Below are 19,132 nucleotides of genomic sequence, written 5' to 3' on the forward strand. Positions count from 1 at the left end.
AAAGAGCAACTCAATATTCGTAAGAGAACTTGAGTACCACACTGAGCGTCGAACGCTTCCAGTTGGCTAGGGCTGCGTATTCTACGCATTTCCCGTTTCGCGTCAAGGAGTTTTTAACAACTTCTTGCTGCGCTTGAATTAAGTGCTTAAAAGCGACTCAATTCAACCTAACTCGTCAGTTGGCTTTCGCTGTCTGCCGTGTCAGTGGATGCGCATTATAGGCAGCAGGAGATTTTGTGCAACCCCTATTTTAAGTAAATTTGCAGTTAATTCTAATTATCCAATCTAGCCACACCATACCCACCACTTACCCCCAAAGTTATCCACAAAATAGCGCTTTATCTGTAATTTGGCCCAATTGATTACCAGCGTACAGTATCAAGACAAAGGGATCATGAGCATGAATGCTATCAGATTTAAATGAGAATAACGGCTGCTCGAACCGGAATATCTCACCTCCACTTTTATATGGAGTCGTTTATGGGAGAATGACGGGGAACAGCAGAAGAAGATGACACTCTGAGTGTATTTGGCGATAAAGATACTTTACCTATATATAGTAGTTGCCTCCCATCAACCCACCATAGAAAGTCGAAACAACGTAATCAGCAATATAAAGAGGGTCTCTTTGATACTTATTCGTTAGTAACTGGCTCCATTAGATATCAGCATGTAGTAGCAGTAATAAGTAGTTCAGAGACCATTCAACTCTATTCACCTTAATCCATTACCAAGTTGAGTGGATTAGCTCGCACTCCATAGCAGTTGTCCGCAGTCGGTAAGATCATAGCCACCAAGTAGTGCCGCCATTTGCCTCGAGTGACCACTCGCCAACATAGTAAAAAGTTGTTGAAGCTGACGACGGAAGTAAATGCTTTGCGGCATAACGAAATCGAAAGACTCTTTAATCAGTGGCACGAAACTTAAACCACTTTCCAAAGCCACAGATTGACAACCAAAACCAATATCGGCATCCCCCCTAGCGATATAACCCGCCAACTCGCGTTCACTATAGGCAGTTAGCACGACATTCAGTTGATCTAAGCGAGCACCTTGCTTTAACAACCAATGCTCTAAGTGCTGTTGGCTACCTGCGCCCCCCTGACGACTCACCCAACGCCAAGGCAAGTTCACGACTTTATCTTCTTCTTGGCATCTGTGGTGCATATCGGCACGCATGATCAACCCTTGCTGACGGGAGTAACCATGCACCATGATCCATTGCTGATGGTTGTGATAACCTTTAAGTAAAGCTGGGTGGCGAATATTTCTATCCTCCATGCTACCCCAGTGTAAGGTGCACACATCGGCATAACCTTTAGCAAGCAACTCTAACCCTAAGCGTGAACCTGTTGCGCTGTAGCTTATCAACTCACGGCTACCAACTTGCGCCATCAAACGCGCCACCAGCATAGATAATAGTGGATCGTCACTACCAGTGATCAATAAACGGTCGGTCAGCATGCCACTGTGGCAAGAATCCATTACCCAACGGTCGATTAACACTTTCGGAAATAGCCATTTACCGGTGATTTTAGTGGCGGGGAGAATTCTGTCATTAGCCATGGCGTAGACTTTTTTCTCATTAAGATCTAAATACTCGGCCACTTGCTTCGCGCTCATGTAGACCAATTCACTGGCAGACGTCATCTTGTTTCCTTGTCTTATTCTTCGTTACTGCATGTAAGTCTTAGCATTACTGTCTTAGCTAACTTGGGGCTAAGGAGCGGTATTGGCATCAAACTGCAGATTTTCACTGCCGTGGTACACCAAAAAGTGACGACCTTTGGCGCGGGCAATAATAGTAATACCCAGCTGCTGCGCTAGTGCTAAGCCCATCTGAGTCACGCCACTGCGTGATAGCAAAATAGGGATCCCCATTTTGGCGACTTTAATCACCATTTCCGAAGTTAAGCGGCCAGTGGTATAAAATATCTTATTATCGCCGCGATCCTGTGTAAGCCACATATCCCCAGCCAAAGTATCTACGGCATTATGACGGCCAACATCCTCGACAAAAGCCATAATTTTATCGTCTTCGCACAAGCCACAACCGTGTACAGCACCCGCATTTTTATAGGTTTCATTATATTCGTTGATATTTTTCAATAAGCTATAAAGGGTGCTTTGCTTAAGACTTGGCGTTGGTAAATTGATGCCGTCTAAATCTTGCATAAAACTGCCATAAACCGTGCCTTGACCACAGCCTGATGTCACCGTTTTTTCAGAGAGTTTCTCATCAAGTTCAGCGGTTTGTTCACGGGTAACCACGGCTGCAGAACTCACATCCCAATCGACGATAACAGAGTCCAGTAAGCTCACATCCGAAATAAAGCCTTGGTTCTTAAGATAACCTAACGCCAGTGACTCAGGTTTCGCCCCTAGGGTCATAAGTGTCACTATTGGTCGCCAGTTCAAATACACGGTAAGCGGACGTTCGCAAGCGACAAATTTATCCAACACTTCCCCAGCTTCATTCACTGCTTTTACAGCAATGGTTAGCGGTACTTCCACTTGAGTTCTCACAAAAGAACACTGATGCTGAGTTTTTTGAGAAGGATTGGCTGCCGCTATTTCGCTATCTGTGCTCATGTTGTTATCAGGAATAGTGATATTTTCAGAGATCATAATGTTACCGCTTAACGAGTCATGGCCAGAGCATAGCAATATTTATACCTAGACATAAAAATTGGGGTTAAATGCGTGATCTGCCGCAATGCTGGTTTTTCATTAGCCCTTTTATGTCCCAAACAAAATCCTGTACTGGACAAAATGTCCAATTTATAGGGTGTTTTTGATGATCTAGCTCAAACTAATCCACTATGTTTACTGGCACCAATATTGCAGTGACCTTTTATCGCAATTTGTTGGTAAAACCGAACCGTTCACTCTACGGTTTGTCCATCAACACGGCTGAGACGGAGAGACAATGCAACATACAACTAGTGTTTGGCCTATGTACGTTTCACTCAAGAAAGTAGAGAAGCAAGTTGGCCGCTGGACCTCAGTACAATGGGAAATTGATCACCTACTTCCCGCCACCCATCAAGCCCCTGACGATGCAACCTTAGTGCTACTCGAACTGCACAAAGACGAACGCGCCAGCTATCGCCTCAATCTCGATTTAGATAACGCCATGCTGTATTTAGTATGTGATGAAACGGCCGATGGCACTTGGATACCGGCGGCATTATCGGCGGATCAGAATGTCGCGGCGGGTTGTCTTGAGGGCAATACCCCTGTCCTCAACTTATTGATGCCAAAAGCTATCGCTTGTTGGATTGAAGCCTTTATCACCCAATATGGTGAAGTCGAAATTGCCGCTCATCGCCGTAAACATGTCGATGGCCGTAATAATCAAGGCCCGAGTCACGATCCATTACGGAGGGACTAATGGCTGAATCCATACAAAAAACAGGCGGGCTACTGAGTCGCTGGAACCAACGGCGCGAACAAGTTGCAGCAGAGGAAGCGCGAGCTGACGGGGAAACCACACCTCTGGAGACCATCGTAGCCGAGCCCACTATGGCAGTTGAGCAGCTTCAACCCACAGAGTCAGCCTTTGAACCTAATACTGCAGAACATGACGATCCTAATCGCATCCTCACTGCAGCGGATTTACCCAATCCCGACGAAATTGAAATAGGCGGCAGTTTTGCAAGTTTTATGGGCGCCAATGTTGACCCTGCGGCTAAATCTGCAGCGCTACGTGCACTGTGGAAACAACCGCATTTCAACGAGATAGATGGGCTTTTGGAATATGCACTCGATTACAGTAATCAACCGAAACTCAGTGCAGAAGTCTCAGCTGAATTGATGCAAAAAGTCTTCCGTTACATAGCCGAAGACAGCGAGACCTCGGATGAAGAATCAGCTGTTTTAGCCAAACAAACTGAAGAAAGCAATCCATCCGTGAGTCTTGATGTAAGCGAAACAACAACTCATGAGACTAATGAAGTCGAAATCGAATGGGCAGCTGAGCCGATAACGGACAATTTGGATGGGGAGACTGATGACCTACCCCAAAATGCACCAGAGCCCTTAGCTCAGGCACATACCCGAGTTGTTTAACGTCAGTTTAGCTAATTTTAATGTCCGTAACTTTGGTATGTGAATTGCTGTACTAAGATATAAAAAAGCTTAGATAAAAGCAGAAAAGGCAATGACTTACTTATTACCAGCCGCCTAAATCTGCCCAGATACAGTAAAACAAGAAACAGCCAAAGTACTGTTCAGGAACGCAATGTGAGCACTTATTTGATGACCAATCAAACCCAAGAAGCGTTAAAACAAGCGCGACAACAGGTATTAACGCAAACTCAGATGTTGCAGAATCTGATCCCGCCAACTGTCAGCTATACCACCGAAGGCAATGTTCTTATTATTGGCCCAGAAGATCTGGCTCGCCTCGCCGCGGACAAATTGTCCACTATGGCCCATAGGGTGATTTTAGCCAACGAAGCCATTACCAGCCAAGATGAAGTGCACCTAGAACGTGTCATGGCAGCGGCAACTGATGTCGAAAGCTATTACAACAAACTCATTGGTGTAAAAGGCTTTTTAGGCCAATTTCAAGTCAGTGTTGAACATCAAGATGGTGCTGCCGAACTCAGTTTAGTGTCAATCCGTAAACCCCATTTCGATATCGTGCTCGATTTGAGCAGCGCAGCTTGTTTGAACTTAGAAATGCTGCCACCCGGCTATTTTTACGTAGGCCAAGACGCTGAAAAACTCGAAGATGCCCTTGCGCAAATTCCCGATCTCATCGGCCAATTTGATAAGCCGCGCTACGTCAAAATTAACCCAGATATCTGTGCCCACGACCGCAATGGCATCAATGGTTGTAATCGTTGCCTCAACTTCTGCCCAGCAGATGCGATCAGTAGTGTCGCAAAGAAAATTGAAATCGATCCATATCTTTGCCACGGCGCAGGCAGTTGTACCAGCGCTTGCCCAACGGGTGCTATCAGTTACGATTTACCTACGCCGCAAGCTTTGCATTCATACCTGAACAAAGTCGTTAGCCGTTTCCGCGAGCAAGCACAAACCGCACCAGTGATCTTGTTCCACGATAATGCCGTCGGCGCCAACTTTATTAGCGACGATTTAGCAGGCGACATCCTCCCCGTTGCCCTCGAAGAAATTACCGTTGCTAGCGTAGATCATTGGTTGTCAGTTCTCGCTTGGGGCGCGCGCCAAGTGCTGATCCTCAACACCGATGCAACAGCGCCAACCCTAACGCAAATGCTTAAAGGCGAACTGTCGTTAGCCAATAGCATTTTAGATGAAATGGGCCAGCCACAACGCATTAGCCTCATCGACCCGAGCATGCTTGCCGATTTAGATTCGATGCTCGATATCAGCTTAGATTGGCCCGTGATCGTGCCCGCTGCATTTGCCTCGACCACTAAACGCAACACGCTATTTGAAGCGATAGATCACCTCAATAGCCAAGCGGGTGAAATCGATACTTGCCTTAGCCTCAACAATATTCCCTTTGGCAAAGTCAGTGTGAATGTAGAAAAGTGCACTATGTGTATGTCCTGCGTGGCAATTTGTCCCACGATGGCATTACAAGATGGTGGCGACAAACCTGCACTACACTTCATCGAGCAAAACTGCGTGCAATGCGGTTTATGTGAGGCAGCGTGTCCTGAAAAAGTGATAAGCCTTACGCCACAAATTAACTTTGATAAAGCTGCCCGTCAGCAACAACACACCCTGAAAGAAGAAGCCCCCTTCGAATGTATTCGCTGCGGCTCTCCTTTTGCGACCCAATCTATGGTGCATCGGATGCTGGATATGGTCGGCGCGCACAGCGCATTTTCTGCCAATATTGAACGCTTGAAAATGTGTGGCGACTGCCGGGTAAAAGACATGTTTGAAGACATTCTTCAAGATCCTGAAAAGCAACTGCGATAAGAGATCCGCTATGACCGAATCAGTAAGACAAGTTTCAGAAAACGATCAGTTGAGAGCCGATATCTATCAACTGTTAGCCGCCCTATTGCGCCGTCAGCCAAGCCCTGAACTGCTACACTTTTTGGCCAATCTTGAAATTGATGCCAATGAAGACAACGAGATGACTAAAGCTTGGTTATCACTCCAACTCGCCGCACAGCAGTTCAACAGCGCACAACTAGAAGACGAGTATTTTGCCCTGTTCCTCGGTGTAGGTTGCGGTGAGATCCTGCCCTACGGCAGCTGGTTTATGACGGGCTCATTGATGGATAAACCACTGGCATTGCTACGCCAAGACTTAATGCAACTGGGGTTTGAACGCGAAGACAACGTCAAGGAACCCGAAGATCACGTTGCAGCCCTGTGTGAAGTGATGGGAACCCTGATTTTAGAAGCGCCAAGTTATCGCCAATTGGCTTTTTACCAACGCCATATCGGCAGCTGGATTGGCCGTTTTTGCGATAATTTAGCCAAGGCGCCAAGTGCGGCGTTTTACGCCACGGTTGCACAGCTAGCAAAAGCGTTTTTTGCAATGGAAGCCAGTGCTTTTGAGCAATTAAGCTTAGATATTCCAGTCAATTGCCCGGGCAGCGCAGACTTACAGCCAGCCACCAGCGATTTAGCAAAACCAGTAGAGTTAATGAACTAAGACTAAACTGAGTGATAGCGCGGCATGTGCGTGCTAAATGTAAATGTTAGAGATGAGTTCAAACTGCGAAGGTGAGATTAATGTTCACCTTCTCAACAATCACGGAAGCTTAGGCTTCCACAATAACCGAGGTGGTAGCCGTTTGTACCACCTTATCCAGTAACACAAGGAGACACTATGAAGAAGCCAGCTTCCGACATGGGCCGTCGTCAATTGCTTAAAGCATTGGCACTCGGCAGTGCGGCAGGCGCAGTGGTCACTGTGAGTAGTCAAGCGTTAGCTTCGACAAAAACGGCAGCGACCACAGAGCCTAAAAGTGAGAACTACCGCGAAACCGACCATATTCGTAGCTATTATGCGTCGCTTTAAAACTAAAATAGAGGAGAGTGTGTGATGCGATTAACCCGCAAAACAGACCAGGTTGTCGAAGCTAAAGCGCCAGCACTGGGTCTCAATCGTCGTCAGTTCTTAAAATCGGCAAGTCTTGCCACAGGAGGGATCGCTGCGGCATCCATGCTGGGCACAGGTATGATGCGTAAAGCACAGGCCCAAGAAGATATTGGCCATAATGTTCCCACCGAAGTCAAACGTACCATCTGTTCTCACTGTGCCGTAGGTTGTGGTGTGTATGCAGAAGTACAAAATGGTGTATGGACGGGTCAAGAACCCGCATTCGATCACCCGTTCAACGCTGGCGGTCACTGCGCGAAAGGTGCTGCACTGCGTGAACATGGTCATGGCGAAAAACGCCTGAAATACCCCATGAAGTTAGAAGGCGGAAAATGGAAAAAGATCTCTTGGGATCAAGCGATTAATGAAGTCGGTGATAAAATGGCTTCAATTCGTCAAGAGTCAGGCCCAGATTCAGTCTACTTTATGGGTAGCGCTAAGTTCTCTAACGAACAAGCTTATTTATATCGCAAATTCGCGGCACTGTGGGGCACGAACAACGTCGACCATTCTGCCCGTATTTGTCACTCTACCACGGTAGCCGGTGTTGCTAACACTTGGGGCTACGGTGCGCAAACCAACTCAATCAACGATATTCGCAACTCTAAGTGCATCATGTTTATTGGGGCAAACCCCAGTGAAGCGCATCCTGTTGCCATGCAGCATATTTTGATTGGTAAAGAACGCGGTGCCAAAATCATCGTTGTTGATCCACGTTTCACCCGTACTGCAGCGAAATCTGACGAGTACGTGCATATCCGTCCTGGCACAGACATTCCCTTCATTTATGGCCTGTTATGGCACATATTTGAAAACGGCTGGGAAGATAAAGAGTTTATCAAACACCGTGTCTATGGCATGGATCGTATCCGCGAAGAAGTGAAGAAGTATCCCCCTGAAGAAGTTGAGTTAGTTGCGGGTGTACCAAAGGCGCAGATGTACCGCGTCGCCAAAATGATGGCTGAAACCAAACCCGGCACCATTATTTGGTGTATGGGTGGTACTCAGCACCACGTGGGTAACTCTAACACTCGCTCCTACTGTCTTTTACAGTTAGCACTGGGCAACATGGGTGTACCTGGCGGCGGCACTAACATTTTCCGTGGCCATGATAACGTGCAAGGCGCAACCGACTTTGGTTTGTTATTTGATAACTTACCGGGTTACTACGGTTTAACGACTGGCGCTTGGGCCCATTGGAATAATGTGTGGGATCTCGACCCTAATTGGGTAGCGAGCCGTTTCGATCAAGGCGAATATCTAGGACAAAAACCGCAAACCTCTGCGGGTATTCCTTGTTCGCGCTGGCACGATGGCGTGTTAGAAGATAAAACCAAGATAGCGCAAAAAGACAATATTCGTCTGGCGTTCTTCTGGGGACAATCGGTCAACACTGAAACCCGTGGCCGTGAAGTGCGTGAAGCCTTAAACAAAATGGACACCGTCGTCGTTGTCGATCCATTCCCAACCATGGCGGGTGTTATGCACCAACGTCAAGATGGGGTTTATTTACTTCCTGCAGCAACCCAGTTTGAAACCTACGGTTCAATCTCTGCGACTAACCGCTCAGTACAATGGCGTTCTAAGGTCATAGAACCCCTGTTCGAATCCCTGCCTGATCATGTGATCATGTACAAACTCGCCAAAAAAGTGGGTATAGATAAAGAGCTATTCAAGCATATTAAAGTCAATGGTGAAGAGCCTTTGATTGAAGATATCACCCGCGAATTTAACACAGGTATGTGGACTATCGGTTATACCGGACAAAGCCCAGAGCGTTTAAAAATGCACCAAGAAAACTGGGGTACTTTTGATGCTGATAGCCTAGAAGCCCCCGGTGGTCCTGCCAAAGGCGAAACCTACGGCTTACCTTGGCCTTGTTGGGGCACACCAGAGATGAAACATCCTGGTACCCAAATTCTGTATAACGAAGCCAAACATGTGAAAGACGGTGGCGGTAACTTCCGTGCTCGCTATGGTGTGGAACATGAAGGCAATAATATTCTTGCCGAAGGTACTTACTCTAAAGGCAGTGAGATCCAAGATGGCTATCCTGAATTTACCGCCGATATGCTTAAGCAATTAGGTTGGTGGGATGACCTGACCGAAAACGAGAAAAAACACGCCGAAGGCAAAAACTGGAAAACTGACATTTCCGGCGGTATCCAACGTGTTGCTATCAAGCACGGCTGTATCCCTTACGGTAACGCTAAAGCTCGTTGTATTGTATGGACATTCCCAGACGATATTCCACGACACCGCGAACCACTTTACACGCCTCGTCGTGACTTAGTTGCTAAATACCCCACCTACGAAGATCGTATGGTTGCACGTTTACCGACACTGTATAAGTCAATTCAAGACAAGGATTTTGCTAAAGACTTCCCATTGGCACTCACATCAGGCCGCCTAGTGGAATATGAAGGTGGTGGTGAAGAATCCCGTTCTAACCCTTGGTTAGCTGAACTACAACAAGAAATGTTCATCGAAATGAACCCTGCAGATGCAGCGGATCGTGGTATTCGTGACGGTGACAATGTTTTTGTTCATGGTCCAGAAGGCGCCAAAATCACGGTTAAGGCTATGGTGACACCGCGCGTTATTGCTGGTGAATGTTTTATGCCATACCACTTTGCTGGGGTGTTTGAAGGCGAAAGCCTAGCGAAAAACTATCCAGAAGGCACAGTGCCTTACGTGATAGGCGAATCTGCAAACACCATTTTAACTTATGGCTACGACGTTGTGACTCAGATGCAAGAAACTAAGTCCAGCCTATGCCAAATCAGCAAAGCCTAACCTACTTGATGAGGAGATAAGCCATTATGGCAGTCATGAAATTTCTGTGTGACACCAAGCGCTGCATCGAGTGTAACGGTTGCGTCACTGCATGTAAGAACGAAAACGACTCCGCTCTCGAGTGGGGAATTCAACGTCGCCGCGTGGTGACGATCAACGATGGTCTACCTGGCGAAGCCTCAATTTCAGTGGCATGTATGCACTGTACTGACGCTCCCTGCATGGCCGTATGTCCGGCAGATTGTTTCTACCGTACCGAAGACGGCATAGTGCTGCACAACAAAGATACTTGTATCGGTTGTGGTTATTGCTTCTATGCTTGTCCATTTGGTGCACCGCAATTCCCGAAAAAGACTGCCTTTGGTAGTCGTGGCAAGATGGACAAGTGTACTTTCTGTGCCGGTGGCCCAGAAGAAACCTTCTCCGAAGCCGAGCGTAAAAAATACGGTGCCAACCGTATTGCTGAGGGCAAGTTACCTATGTGTGCTGAGCTTTGTTCTACTAAAGCGCTGCTCGCAGGTGATGCGGAAGTGGTATCAAACATTTACCGTCAACGTATGGCCTCTCGAGGCAATCCTAACGTGATTTGGGGTTACAACCCCAAGACAGGTGAGATTAACTAAGCAGAGCGAGGGTTAGGGAGAAATCCCTAACCTCTGGCAAGGAGTGAAAATGTTAAACAAACAGTTAAACAAATCACTGCGCAGTCTGTTTGCTCTGTTGGTGCTCGTCATGGGATTGGGATTAGGTTCAGTCATGAGCTCAAACCCAGTACACGCAAGTGATCAGCAATCGAGTCAACAACAGGCGAAAGCGCAAACCAGCGATGCCGATCTTTGGCGAGCGGTAAAAGCAGGCGATGCCGGCTATACCACTGCCAAAGGGATAGATACTGGGGTGTTGATTAACGTTGCCGGTAACCAAGGTAAAGAACTGAGAAATGAATACTTAACCCCCGTCATGGCGCTAGCCGTGGTAGGTGTGTTTGGTGCTTTCTTATTGTTTTATCTGGTGAATGGTCCATCAAAACTGAGTCATGGCTTTTCAGGCAAGATGGTTTCGCGCTGGTCCAAGGCGGATCTGTGGATCCATTGGATCATGGCGAGCAGCTGTCTGGCACTAATGTTTACCGGTCTAACCATAATGTTAGGTAAGCATGTCATACAGCCAATGTTAGGCCCCGACCTTTGGGCGCCATTGATCTATGGCAGCAAAACAATCCACGATTGGGCAGGTCCCATTTTTATCGCGGCTTGGGCTGTATGTGTGGTGAAATGGATGCCGCTACAAACCTTCAAGATGTATGATTTGAAATGGTTTTTAGTGGTAGGTGGTTATATCAACTTTGGCCCGTTCAAAGGTAAGCACCCTGACAGTGGTTTCGCTAACGCCGGTGAAAAAATGTGGTTCTGGACCCTGATGTTGTTTGGTTTATTCATCAGCGTATCTGGCATCATGTTGGTATTGCCAGGCTTGGATTTACCCCGCGAAGCCTCTATGGGCGCGCTGCTGATCCACTCTATCAGCGCCATTATCTTGATTGCCTTTACTATAGTGCATATTTGGATGGCGACCGTACTGAGCGAAGGCGGTATGGAGTGTATGAAGTCAGGCTATTGTGATGAAAACTGGGCAATCCAGCACCATAATCTCTGGTATGACGAAATCAAGGCCAACGGCAGCTTAAAGTATAAAGACTAAGTTAAACCGCAGCTTTTACATCCTCAAAACACCCCGCATCGCGGGGTGTTTTTTATTCGCACTGATACCCATCGCATTAATTCAACAGTACAAAAAATTAACAACTGAAACAGCGAGATACAAAAATCCGCCAACGCCCTCTTACCCAGTAATTCACTAAACTATGAGCGAGTTAACGCTTTAAGAGAACGGTCGCCGATTTCAGGGCTGCAAACTGTCCTAGATCAATTCCTACTCAACCCTTTCCTACTATATTGCCGTCACGCGCGATGATTGATGGTAAACAAGATGATTTCATTATCTTTTTCGCCGCTAATCTTCACTTTTTGATAACAAGATAAACCCCCACAAAAAGCCGTGCGATCTCAAAAACTAAACCCTAATTTCAGGAGTCAGCATGAAGCAGCAACCCAGCGATTTATCTCGCCGATCTTTGCTCAAAGCGCTCACCGTCGGCAGCGTAGCGGGTGCCGCCATTGCCGCAACCGGCATGAGCGTGGCACAGGTCAGCGAGAGCAGCAAGGTAACCACTAAAGAGTCAAAGGGTTACCACGAAACTGCGCATATCATCAGCTATTACGATAGCTTGCGCAGCTAATCTAGGAGAAGTCAGCGATGAAGTTAACTCGCAAGTCTAATGTTGCCACAGTGGCAGACAAACCGGCGTTAGGCATCAGCCGTCGTCAATTTATGAAGCACGCAGGTATCGCCACAGGTGGTATTGCCGCAGCATCTCTGATGGGCACAGGCATGATGCGTCGTGTCGAAGCCAAAGAAGTGCCGCATGATGCGCCAATCGAAATCAAACGTACTATTTGTAGTGCCTGCGCCGTCGGTTGTGGCCTGTATGCCGAAGTACAAAATGGTGTGTGGACGGGCCAAGAACCCGCATTTGACCACCCATTCAACGCTGGCGGTCACTGCGCGAAAGGTGCTGCACTGCGTGAGCATGGTCATGGTGAAAAACGCCTGAAATATCCAATGAAGTTGGTTGATGGCAAGTGGAAAAAAATCTCTTGGGAAGATGCTATTAACGAAGTGGGCGACCAAATGCTCAACATTCGTAAAGAATCTGGCCCAGACTCAGTGTACTTCATGGGTAGCGCTAAGTTTTCTAACGAAGGTTGTTACATGTACCGCAAGTTGGCGGCTATGTGGGGCACAAACAACGTCGACCATTCAGCTCGTATTTGTCACTCTACCACGGTAGCCGGTGTTGCTAACACTTGGGGCTACGGTGCGCAAACGAACTCTTTCAACGATATCCAGAATGCTCATGCCATCTTCCTGATCGGGGCAAACCCAGCAGAAGCGCATCCCGTTTCGATGCAACATATTCTGATCGCTAAAGAAAGAAACAACGCCAAAATCATCGTCGTTGACCCACGTTTCTCTCGCACTGCAGCGCATTCAGACTTGCATTGTGCAATTCGCCCAGGCACTGATATTCCGTTTATTTACGGTATGTTATGGCACATTTTTGAAAATGGTTGGGAAGATAAAACCTTTATCAAGCACCGCGTATTCGAGATGGAAAGTATCCGTGCTGAAGTGAAGAAATTCCCACCTAAAGAAGTCGAAAATATCACTGGCGTGAGCGAAGCCGAGGTTTATCAAGCGGCTAAATTAATGGCTGATAACCGTCCTGGCACTGTGATTTGGTGTATGGGTGGAACTCAACACCACGTTGGTAATGCCAACACTCGCGCTTATTGTATTCTGCAATTAGCACTGGGCAACATGGGCGTTTCAGGCGGCGGCACTAACATTTTCCGTGGCCACGATAACGTACAAGGCGCAACTGACTTAGGTTTGTTATTTGATAACTTACCCGGTTACTACGGTTTGACCTCAGCAGCATGGAGTCACTGGACCCATGTTTGGGATCTGGACATGGCATGGGTGAAAGGTCGTTTCGATCAAACAGCCTACCTTGGCAAAGATCCAATGACGACACCGGGTATCCCTTGTTCTCGTTGGCACGATGGTGTGTTAGAAGATAAGAGCAAATTAGCGCAGAAAGATAATATCCGTATGGCGTTTTTCTGGGGACAATCGGTCAACACTGAAACCCGTCAACGTGAAGTGCGTGATGCCTTAGACAAGATGGACACAGTCGTCGTTGTCGACCCATTCCCAACGATGGCAGGTGTTATGCACCGTCGTAAGAATGGCGTATATCTGCTGCCTGCGGCAACTCAGTTTGAGACTCACGGTTCAGTATCTAACTCAGGCCGTTCTATCCAGTGGCGTGAGCAAGTCATCGAGCCACTGTTCGAGTCTAAAACCGACATCGAAATCATGTACCGTTTAGCCCAAAAACTGGGTATTGCCGAGCAGTACACTAAACGCATCGCGATTGAAAATGGTTTACCTGTGATTGAAGAAATCACCCGTGAAATCAACCGCGGTATGTGGACTATCGGTATGACAGGTCAAAGCCCTGAGCGTATCAAGTTACACACCCAAAACTGGGGCACTTTCAGCAACAAGACGTTGGAAGCCGCAGGCGGCCCAGCTAAAGGCGAAACCTATGGTTTACCTTGGCCATGTTGGGGCACGCCCGAAGCTAAGCACCCTGGCACTCAAATCCTTTATAACCAAGCCAAACACGTTAAAGACGGCGGTGGTAACTTCCGCGCCCGTTACGGTGTTGAATATAAGGGTCAAAGCATTTTAGCCGATGGCACTTATTCTAAAGGCGCTGAAATTCAAGACGGTTACCCAGAATTTACTGCCGATATGCTCAAACAATTGGGTTGGTGGGATGATCTGACGGCGGAAGAAAAAGCGGAAGCCGAAGGTAAAAACTGGAAAACAGATTTGTCAGGCGGCATAGTGCGCGTGGCGATCAAGCACGGTTGCATCCCCTTTGGTAATGCTAAAGCTCGTTGTATTGTTTGGACTTTCCCTGATCAAGTCCCTGTACACCGTGAACCGTTATACACAGCACGTCGTGACTTAGTGGCGAAATACCCAACCTATGACGACATGCAAGTACACCGTCTCCCTACGCTGTATAAGTCTATCCAAGACAAAGACATGAGCGGCAAGTACCCGCTGGTACTGACATCGGGTCGTCTGGTTGAATACGAAGGTGGTGGTGAAGAATCTCGCTCCAACCCTTGGCTGGCAGAACTTCAACAGGAAATGTTCGTTGAGATAAGCCCTGCCGACGCTGCCGATCGCGGCATTCGTAACGGTGAAGATGTCTGGTTAGAAGGCGCCGAAGGTGGCCGTATTAAGGTACAAGCCATGGTTACCCCAAGGGTAAAACCCGGCGTTACCTTTATGCCATACCACTTTGCGGGTGTGATGCACGGAGAAAGTTTAGCGCCTAATTATCCAGAGGGAACAGTGCCTTACGTTATTGGTGAATCTTGTAACACTGCGCTGACCTATGGTTATGACCCTGTGACACAAATGCAGGAAACCAAGGCATCACTCTGTCAGATTGTTAAAGCGTAAGTGCAGCTTAAGCTAGGAGAATTGCCATTATGGCTACAATGAAATTTTTGTGTGATACCAAGCGCTGCATCGAATGTAACGGTTGTGTCACTGCCTGTAAAAACGAAAACGACTCCGCTCTCGAGTGGGGGATCCAACGCCGCCGCGTAGTGACGATCAACGATGGTCAACGTGGTGAAGCCTCAATCTCTGTCGCCTGTATGCATTGCTCAGATGCACCTTGTATGGCGGTTTGCCCAGCAAACTGCTTCTACAGAACCGACGACGGCATAGTGCTACACGACAAAGATGCCTGTATTGGTTGCGGTTACTGCCTGTACGCCTGTCCATTTGGCGCACCTCAGTTCCCGAAAAAAGGTGCCTTTGGTAGCCGCGGTAAGATGGATAAATGTACCTTCTGTGCCGGTGGCCCAGAAGAAAACCACTCAGATGCAGAACGCCAAAAATACGGTTCAAACCGTATTGCCGAAGGCAAACTGCCTATGTGTGCAGAACTGTGCGCGACTAAAGCCCTGTTAGCAGGTGATGCCGAAGTGGTTTCAAGCATCTTCCGTGAGCGTGTGGCTTATCGTGGTGCTAAAAACGCGGCTTGGAATTAATTCAGGTCAACAGGATCTGTCCACAGACTTAGCTTAGCGCCTACCTAGGTGGGCGCGACTAAGTGAGAGAGGATGTATGATGAACAAATGGTTCAAACACATAGGTTTAGCCATAGCACTGTTATTTAGTGCTGTGTGTATAGCCAATGGTGGTGATGAACTGGCGAATCAAGTTCAACAGTCTGATGCCCAAATTTGGGCACAACTGAAGGATGGTGCCACGGGATACACTACCTCCCAAAGTGAGTTTCATGCTCAGCCGATCAATACCTATGATTTACGGGTATTAGCGCTGCGTAGCGACTGGTTAGCGCCCGCCTTAATGGCAGCACTATTCGGTATGATCATTATCTTTGTCCTATTTATCAAGGTGAATGGCATCTCCAAGCTGCACCATGGTTTTTCAGGCAAGTTAGTGCATCGCTGGTCTAAGTTTGATGTTTCAATCCACTGGTTAGGCGCGATTCCATGCTTACTGTTGATTTTAACAGGCTTAACCTTGCTGGCGGGTCGCTTTTTCTTCCAACCTTGGTTGGGCGAAGGCATCTGGGAAGCAATCGTCTATGGCGCGAAGCAAATCCATGACGTGATGGCGATTCCCTTCATGATAGGTTGGGCATTGATGACCACCCTATGGGCGAAAAACCAACTGCCAAAAATGTACGACGTAAAGTGGTTCATGGTAGTAGGCGGTTACATTAACTTTGGTCCGTTCAAAGGTAAGCACCCAGATGCAGGTTTTGCTAACGCGGGTGAAAAAATGTGGTTTTGGGCATTTGCCCTGTTTGGATTAGTCATTTCAGCCTCGGGCATGTTATTACTCTTCCCTAACCTGTTCGAACCAAGCCGTACATTAAGCTTGATCGCCCTGGTACTGCATTCAGTGAGCGCTATCGTGATCTGTGCTTTCTCTATCGTACACATCTTCATGGCAACTGTGATGTCAGAAGGCGGTATGGAATGTATGGTGTCAGGCTACTGTGATGAAAACTGGGCCAGCCAACATCACAACCTATGGTTTGATGAAATCAAAGCCAACGGCACGCTTAAATATAAAGAATAAGACTGGAATCTAGCTGTAGGTATTCCAAAAATACTTAGCCACTAGCAAACGTAGAGCCCCCGTCAATCACTACTGGCGGGGGCTTTTATTTCAGCATTAGTCATCGGCTTTAAGTATATGTCTGAATTACATTTTGAATCATTTGTAACATTTGAGTACGAGATCACAAAGACCAATTTAAATGCTAAATCACTGTAAAAAAATTGCATGTATCATAGTTATTTAATAATAAAAACAATCATCTAGATAAAAATTGAATTTAAACAACACAACATTTCGTAACTTAGCAACCAACCAGATGCAACAACAATAAAACAATTCAATTAAAAACAGTATCTTAGTGTTAATTCCCATAAAATACTCACTTGCTGGCTAGCTCACGCGCACGCTAAAATTACCTATAGCGTAATTAAATTACGCATTGCTGCTTTTTATCCTAGAAGGTCATCATGTTTAAAAATGCCAAAACCAGTACATTGACGGCATTGCCATCAGTGTTTACAAGTATCTTACTGATCATCATAGGTATTTCGTGCTATCGCAGTTTTAATGAACTCGGTGAGACCAGTAAAAGCCTAGTCGACAACACTCAGCTCGCAGAAACTTTCACTACAGTACGAGAATCCTTTTTTGAGCTGCGCTTAGCCACCTTAGTCCACAACGGTAAAGCTATCGCCGATCAACAACATAAGGTCGCACAACTTGTCTCTCAACTGACCAAATTTAATACCGACTTCATGGGCGCTGATGCTCAAGCTATTCACACTCTTTTACCACAAACAGAACATTATGTTCGTCTCTACCAAGATGAACTGGCACTCGCTAAACAAACTGGAGCAGTACCTGAACTAACCGCTGAGCGTGCTGCGCTCGGGCCTAAGGTCAGTAATCAAATCAACCAATTAGTCACGCTGATCACTCAGAGAAATCATGAGTTAGGCAAACAAGCTGAAGATAAAGTCACCTCAACAGAAAGCATCCTACTGGGATTGATCTTGTTCGCGATTGTAGCGTCACTCTTCAGCGCCCTCATTATGAGTAAACAACTCGTCCACATAATCAATGAAATAAAACGGGTAATGGAACGTCTTGCCCATGGCGACCTAACTCATAAAACAAATATTAAAGGACAAAATGAGCTCTGCTCACTCGCAGAAGATCTCGACAGCGTGATAGGTAATCTACGTGAAATTATGTCTGAAATTGCCCAAGCCTCAGATCATATGTCCGACCAAATAGGACAATTGAATGTACAGTCAAATGCCAATAATCATGCACTGCAAATCCACGCCGTTGAAACCGACCAAGTCGTGACAGCCATGACTGAAATGAGCGCCACGGCCCATAATGTCGCGGGTGATGCTGCATCCGCAGCCCAGTTTACTCAACAAGCAAATGCGCAAGCGGATAAATCGAAGAAAGCCGTTGAACAAGCTGCCAACACTGTGATTGCCTTGGTCGCTAAAGTCGATGTCGCTGCTGATGCGATTAATGATATGAACGAAAATACTCGTCATATCGCCGCGATTTTGAATGTAATAGGCGAGATTGCCGATCAAACCAATCTGCTAGCGCTTAATGCAGCCATCGAAGCCGCTCGTGCAGGTGAACAAGGTCGAGGCTTTGCTGTTGTCGCCGATGAAGTTCGCTCACTGGCCGCGCGCACGCAAGCAAGTACCGCAGAAATCAACCAGATGCTGGAACAACTTTATCTTGGTGCCAATGCCGCCGTAACCGCAATGGAGCAAACCAAACACAGTTGCCAACAAGCCGCCGATACCACTAATCTAGTGACGGAAAACCTTGATACCCTGACCACTTATGTGTTCGATATTAATGGGCTAAGTAATCAAATCGCCACCGCAGCAGAAGAGCAAAGCGCTGTGACCGAAGAGATAAACCGTAATCTGGCCACCATTCGTGAAATGGTCGATGAACTGAATCAAAGCGGTAAAGCCACCCTCAATAGCGCAACCTCTTTGGCCGCGACGAAGGAACAACTCGTCGGCGTGGTCTCGCATTTTAAGCTTTAAGTTTAGGTTTAGGCTCCCTGAAAAAAGCTTTTAAATCTGCGGCCTAATAACAAAAATTATTGGGCTGTCAGATTTTTAGATGAAATATAAAGCGCGTCACACACCTGCAATATAAATCGCAGCCAAGAAAAATAACCTATTATTAATGCTGTATTTTTAGAAAAATTATTTACCAAAAAATGATTAAATTGATTCAGTGTCAACAGTGCTAAACCAATAATAAGGGCGTGAAGCCTAAAGTTCAGGAATGAAGATACGTATTGCCCATCTCCCACTCCCACAATATTGAATACCACTAAAAAACTTCGGACTCAGCTATCAACGATTAGCTATCGTCGGCTTCCATGTAAGGCCAACACACGGCAGTGCTACCGCTGCAATTCATCCGCCTGTCCATAACACAGTGGTAAAC

Annotated in this window: 15 protein-coding genes; 13 read left to right on the top strand and 2 right to left on the bottom strand. The window is 46.8% G+C overall.

Annotated elements, in window-relative coordinates:
- Positions 1 to 744: 744 nt before the first annotated feature.
- Both KO531_RS17545 and KO531_RS17550 read right to left on the bottom strand, forming a co-directional pair.
- Positions 745 to 1,650: a helix-turn-helix transcriptional regulator gene (locus KO531_RS17545; protein ID WP_219251833.1), complete on the bottom strand. Its 906-nt coding sequence runs from the start codon at positions 1,648 to 1,650 to the stop codon at positions 745 to 747.
- Between the two features lie 69 nt (positions 1,651 to 1,719).
- Complete coding sequence (locus tag KO531_RS17550; RefSeq protein WP_219251896.1) at positions 1,720 to 2,592, bottom strand: formate dehydrogenase accessory sulfurtransferase FdhD; 873 nt, start codon at positions 2,590 to 2,592, stop codon at positions 1,720 to 1,722.
- A gap of 337 nt (positions 2,593 to 2,929) precedes the next feature.
- On the opposite strand from KO531_RS17550, the gene KO531_RS17555 reads away from it, so the two are divergent.
- The 13 genes from KO531_RS17555 (at position 2,930) to KO531_RS17615 (ending at position 18,720) form a co-directional block, all read left to right on the top strand.
- Entirely contained in the window at positions 2,930 to 3,394 is a 465-nt protein-coding gene (locus tag KO531_RS17555) for a DUF3305 domain-containing protein (RefSeq protein WP_105250549.1), read from the top strand.
- Complete coding sequence (locus KO531_RS17560; protein ID WP_219251834.1) at positions 3,394 to 4,071, top strand: DUF3306 domain-containing protein; 678 nt, start codon at positions 3,394 to 3,396, stop codon at positions 4,069 to 4,071. Before KO531_RS17555 ends, KO531_RS17560 begins: the two co-directional genes overlap by 1 nt.
- Before the next feature lie 189 nt (positions 4,072 to 4,260).
- A complete protein-coding gene (locus tag KO531_RS17565; RefSeq protein WP_219251897.1) occupies positions 4,261 to 5,922 on the top strand; it encodes a 4Fe-4S binding protein in 1,662 nt (553 codons plus the stop codon).
- Positions 5,923 to 5,932: 10 nt separating this feature from the next.
- Positions 5,933 to 6,610: a molecular chaperone TorD family protein gene (locus KO531_RS17570; protein WP_113940321.1), complete on the top strand. Its 678-nt coding sequence runs from the start codon at positions 5,933 to 5,935 to the stop codon at positions 6,608 to 6,610.
- Between the two features lie 177 nt (positions 6,611 to 6,787).
- Positions 6,788 to 6,979 (top strand): twin-arginine translocation signal domain-containing protein, encoded by a 192-nt coding sequence (locus KO531_RS17575; protein WP_113940320.1) that lies wholly within the window; start codon positions 6,788 to 6,790, stop codon positions 6,977 to 6,979.
- A gap of 24 nt (positions 6,980 to 7,003) precedes the next feature.
- Entirely contained in the window at positions 7,004 to 9,856 is a 2,853-nt protein-coding gene (locus KO531_RS17580; protein ID WP_219251898.1) for a formate dehydrogenase subunit alpha, read from the top strand.
- Between the two features lie 26 nt (positions 9,857 to 9,882).
- Positions 9,883 to 10,479, top strand: a complete 597-nt coding sequence (gene fdh3B / locus KO531_RS17585) for a formate dehydrogenase FDH3 subunit beta (protein ID WP_006083566.1) — start codon at positions 9,883 to 9,885, stop codon at positions 10,477 to 10,479.
- A 49-nt stretch (positions 10,480 to 10,528) separates the two neighbouring features.
- Positions 10,529 to 11,557 (top strand): formate dehydrogenase subunit gamma, encoded by a 1,029-nt coding sequence (locus KO531_RS17590; protein ID WP_113940318.1) that lies wholly within the window; start codon positions 10,529 to 10,531, stop codon positions 11,555 to 11,557.
- A gap of 397 nt (positions 11,558 to 11,954) precedes the next feature.
- Entirely contained in the window at positions 11,955 to 12,155 is a 201-nt protein-coding gene (locus KO531_RS17595) for a twin-arginine translocation signal domain-containing protein (RefSeq protein ID WP_219251835.1), read from the top strand.
- Between the two features lie 17 nt (positions 12,156 to 12,172).
- Positions 12,173 to 15,025 (top strand): molybdopterin-dependent oxidoreductase, encoded by a 2,853-nt coding sequence (locus KO531_RS17600; protein ID WP_131525790.1) that lies wholly within the window; start codon positions 12,173 to 12,175, stop codon positions 15,023 to 15,025.
- Between the two features lie 29 nt (positions 15,026 to 15,054).
- Positions 15,055 to 15,624 carry a formate dehydrogenase FDH3 subunit beta gene (gene fdh3B / locus KO531_RS17605; RefSeq protein ID WP_105250558.1) on the top strand — a complete coding sequence of 190 codons (570 nt, stop codon included), beginning with the start codon at positions 15,055 to 15,057 and terminating at the stop codon, positions 15,622 to 15,624.
- 79 nt (positions 15,625 to 15,703) lie between these two features.
- On the top strand, positions 15,704 to 16,687 hold the full coding sequence (locus KO531_RS17610; protein ID WP_131525797.1) for a formate dehydrogenase subunit gamma: 984 nt from the start codon (positions 15,704 to 15,706) through the stop codon (positions 16,685 to 16,687).
- 449 nt (positions 16,688 to 17,136) lie between these two features.
- Entirely contained in the window at positions 17,137 to 18,720 is a 1,584-nt protein-coding gene (locus KO531_RS17615) for a methyl-accepting chemotaxis protein (RefSeq protein WP_219251836.1), read from the top strand.
- Positions 18,721 to 19,132 lie beyond the last annotated feature (412 nt).

The sequence above is a fragment of the Shewanella sp. NKUCC06_TVS genome (assembly GCF_019345515.1).
GTDB classification, from domain to species: Bacteria; Pseudomonadota; Gammaproteobacteria; order Enterobacterales; family Shewanellaceae; genus Shewanella; species Shewanella oncorhynchi.

Coding starts and splice junctions, on each gene's coding strand:
- KO531_RS17545 (WP_219251833.1), bottom strand. CDS start 1,650: ATGACGTCTGCCAGTGAATTGGTCTACATGAGCGCGAAGCAAGTGGCC.
- KO531_RS17550 (WP_219251896.1), bottom strand. CDS start 2,592: ATGAGCACAGATAGCGAAATAGCGGCAGCCAATCCTTCTCAAAAAACT.
- KO531_RS17555 (WP_105250549.1), top strand. CDS start 2,930: ATGCAACATACAACTAGTGTTTGGCCTATGTACGTTTCACTCAAGAAA.
- KO531_RS17560 (WP_219251834.1), top strand. CDS start 3,394: ATGGCTGAATCCATACAAAAAACAGGCGGGCTACTGAGTCGCTGGAAC.
- KO531_RS17565 (WP_219251897.1), top strand. CDS start 4,261: ATGACCAATCAAACCCAAGAAGCGTTAAAACAAGCGCGACAACAGGTA.
- KO531_RS17570 (WP_113940321.1), top strand. CDS start 5,933: ATGACCGAATCAGTAAGACAAGTTTCAGAAAACGATCAGTTGAGAGCC.
- KO531_RS17575 (WP_113940320.1), top strand. CDS start 6,788: ATGAAGAAGCCAGCTTCCGACATGGGCCGTCGTCAATTGCTTAAAGCA.
- KO531_RS17580 (WP_219251898.1), top strand. CDS start 7,004: ATGCGATTAACCCGCAAAACAGACCAGGTTGTCGAAGCTAAAGCGCCA.
- fdh3B (WP_006083566.1), top strand. CDS start 9,883: ATGGCAGTCATGAAATTTCTGTGTGACACCAAGCGCTGCATCGAGTGT.
- KO531_RS17590 (WP_113940318.1), top strand. CDS start 10,529: ATGTTAAACAAACAGTTAAACAAATCACTGCGCAGTCTGTTTGCTCTG.
- KO531_RS17595 (WP_219251835.1), top strand. CDS start 11,955: ATGAAGCAGCAACCCAGCGATTTATCTCGCCGATCTTTGCTCAAAGCG.
- KO531_RS17600 (WP_131525790.1), top strand. CDS start 12,173: ATGAAGTTAACTCGCAAGTCTAATGTTGCCACAGTGGCAGACAAACCG.
- fdh3B (WP_105250558.1), top strand. CDS start 15,055: ATGGCTACAATGAAATTTTTGTGTGATACCAAGCGCTGCATCGAATGT.
- KO531_RS17610 (WP_131525797.1), top strand. CDS start 15,704: ATGAACAAATGGTTCAAACACATAGGTTTAGCCATAGCACTGTTATTT.
- KO531_RS17615 (WP_219251836.1), top strand. CDS start 17,137: ATGTTTAAAAATGCCAAAACCAGTACATTGACGGCATTGCCATCAGTG.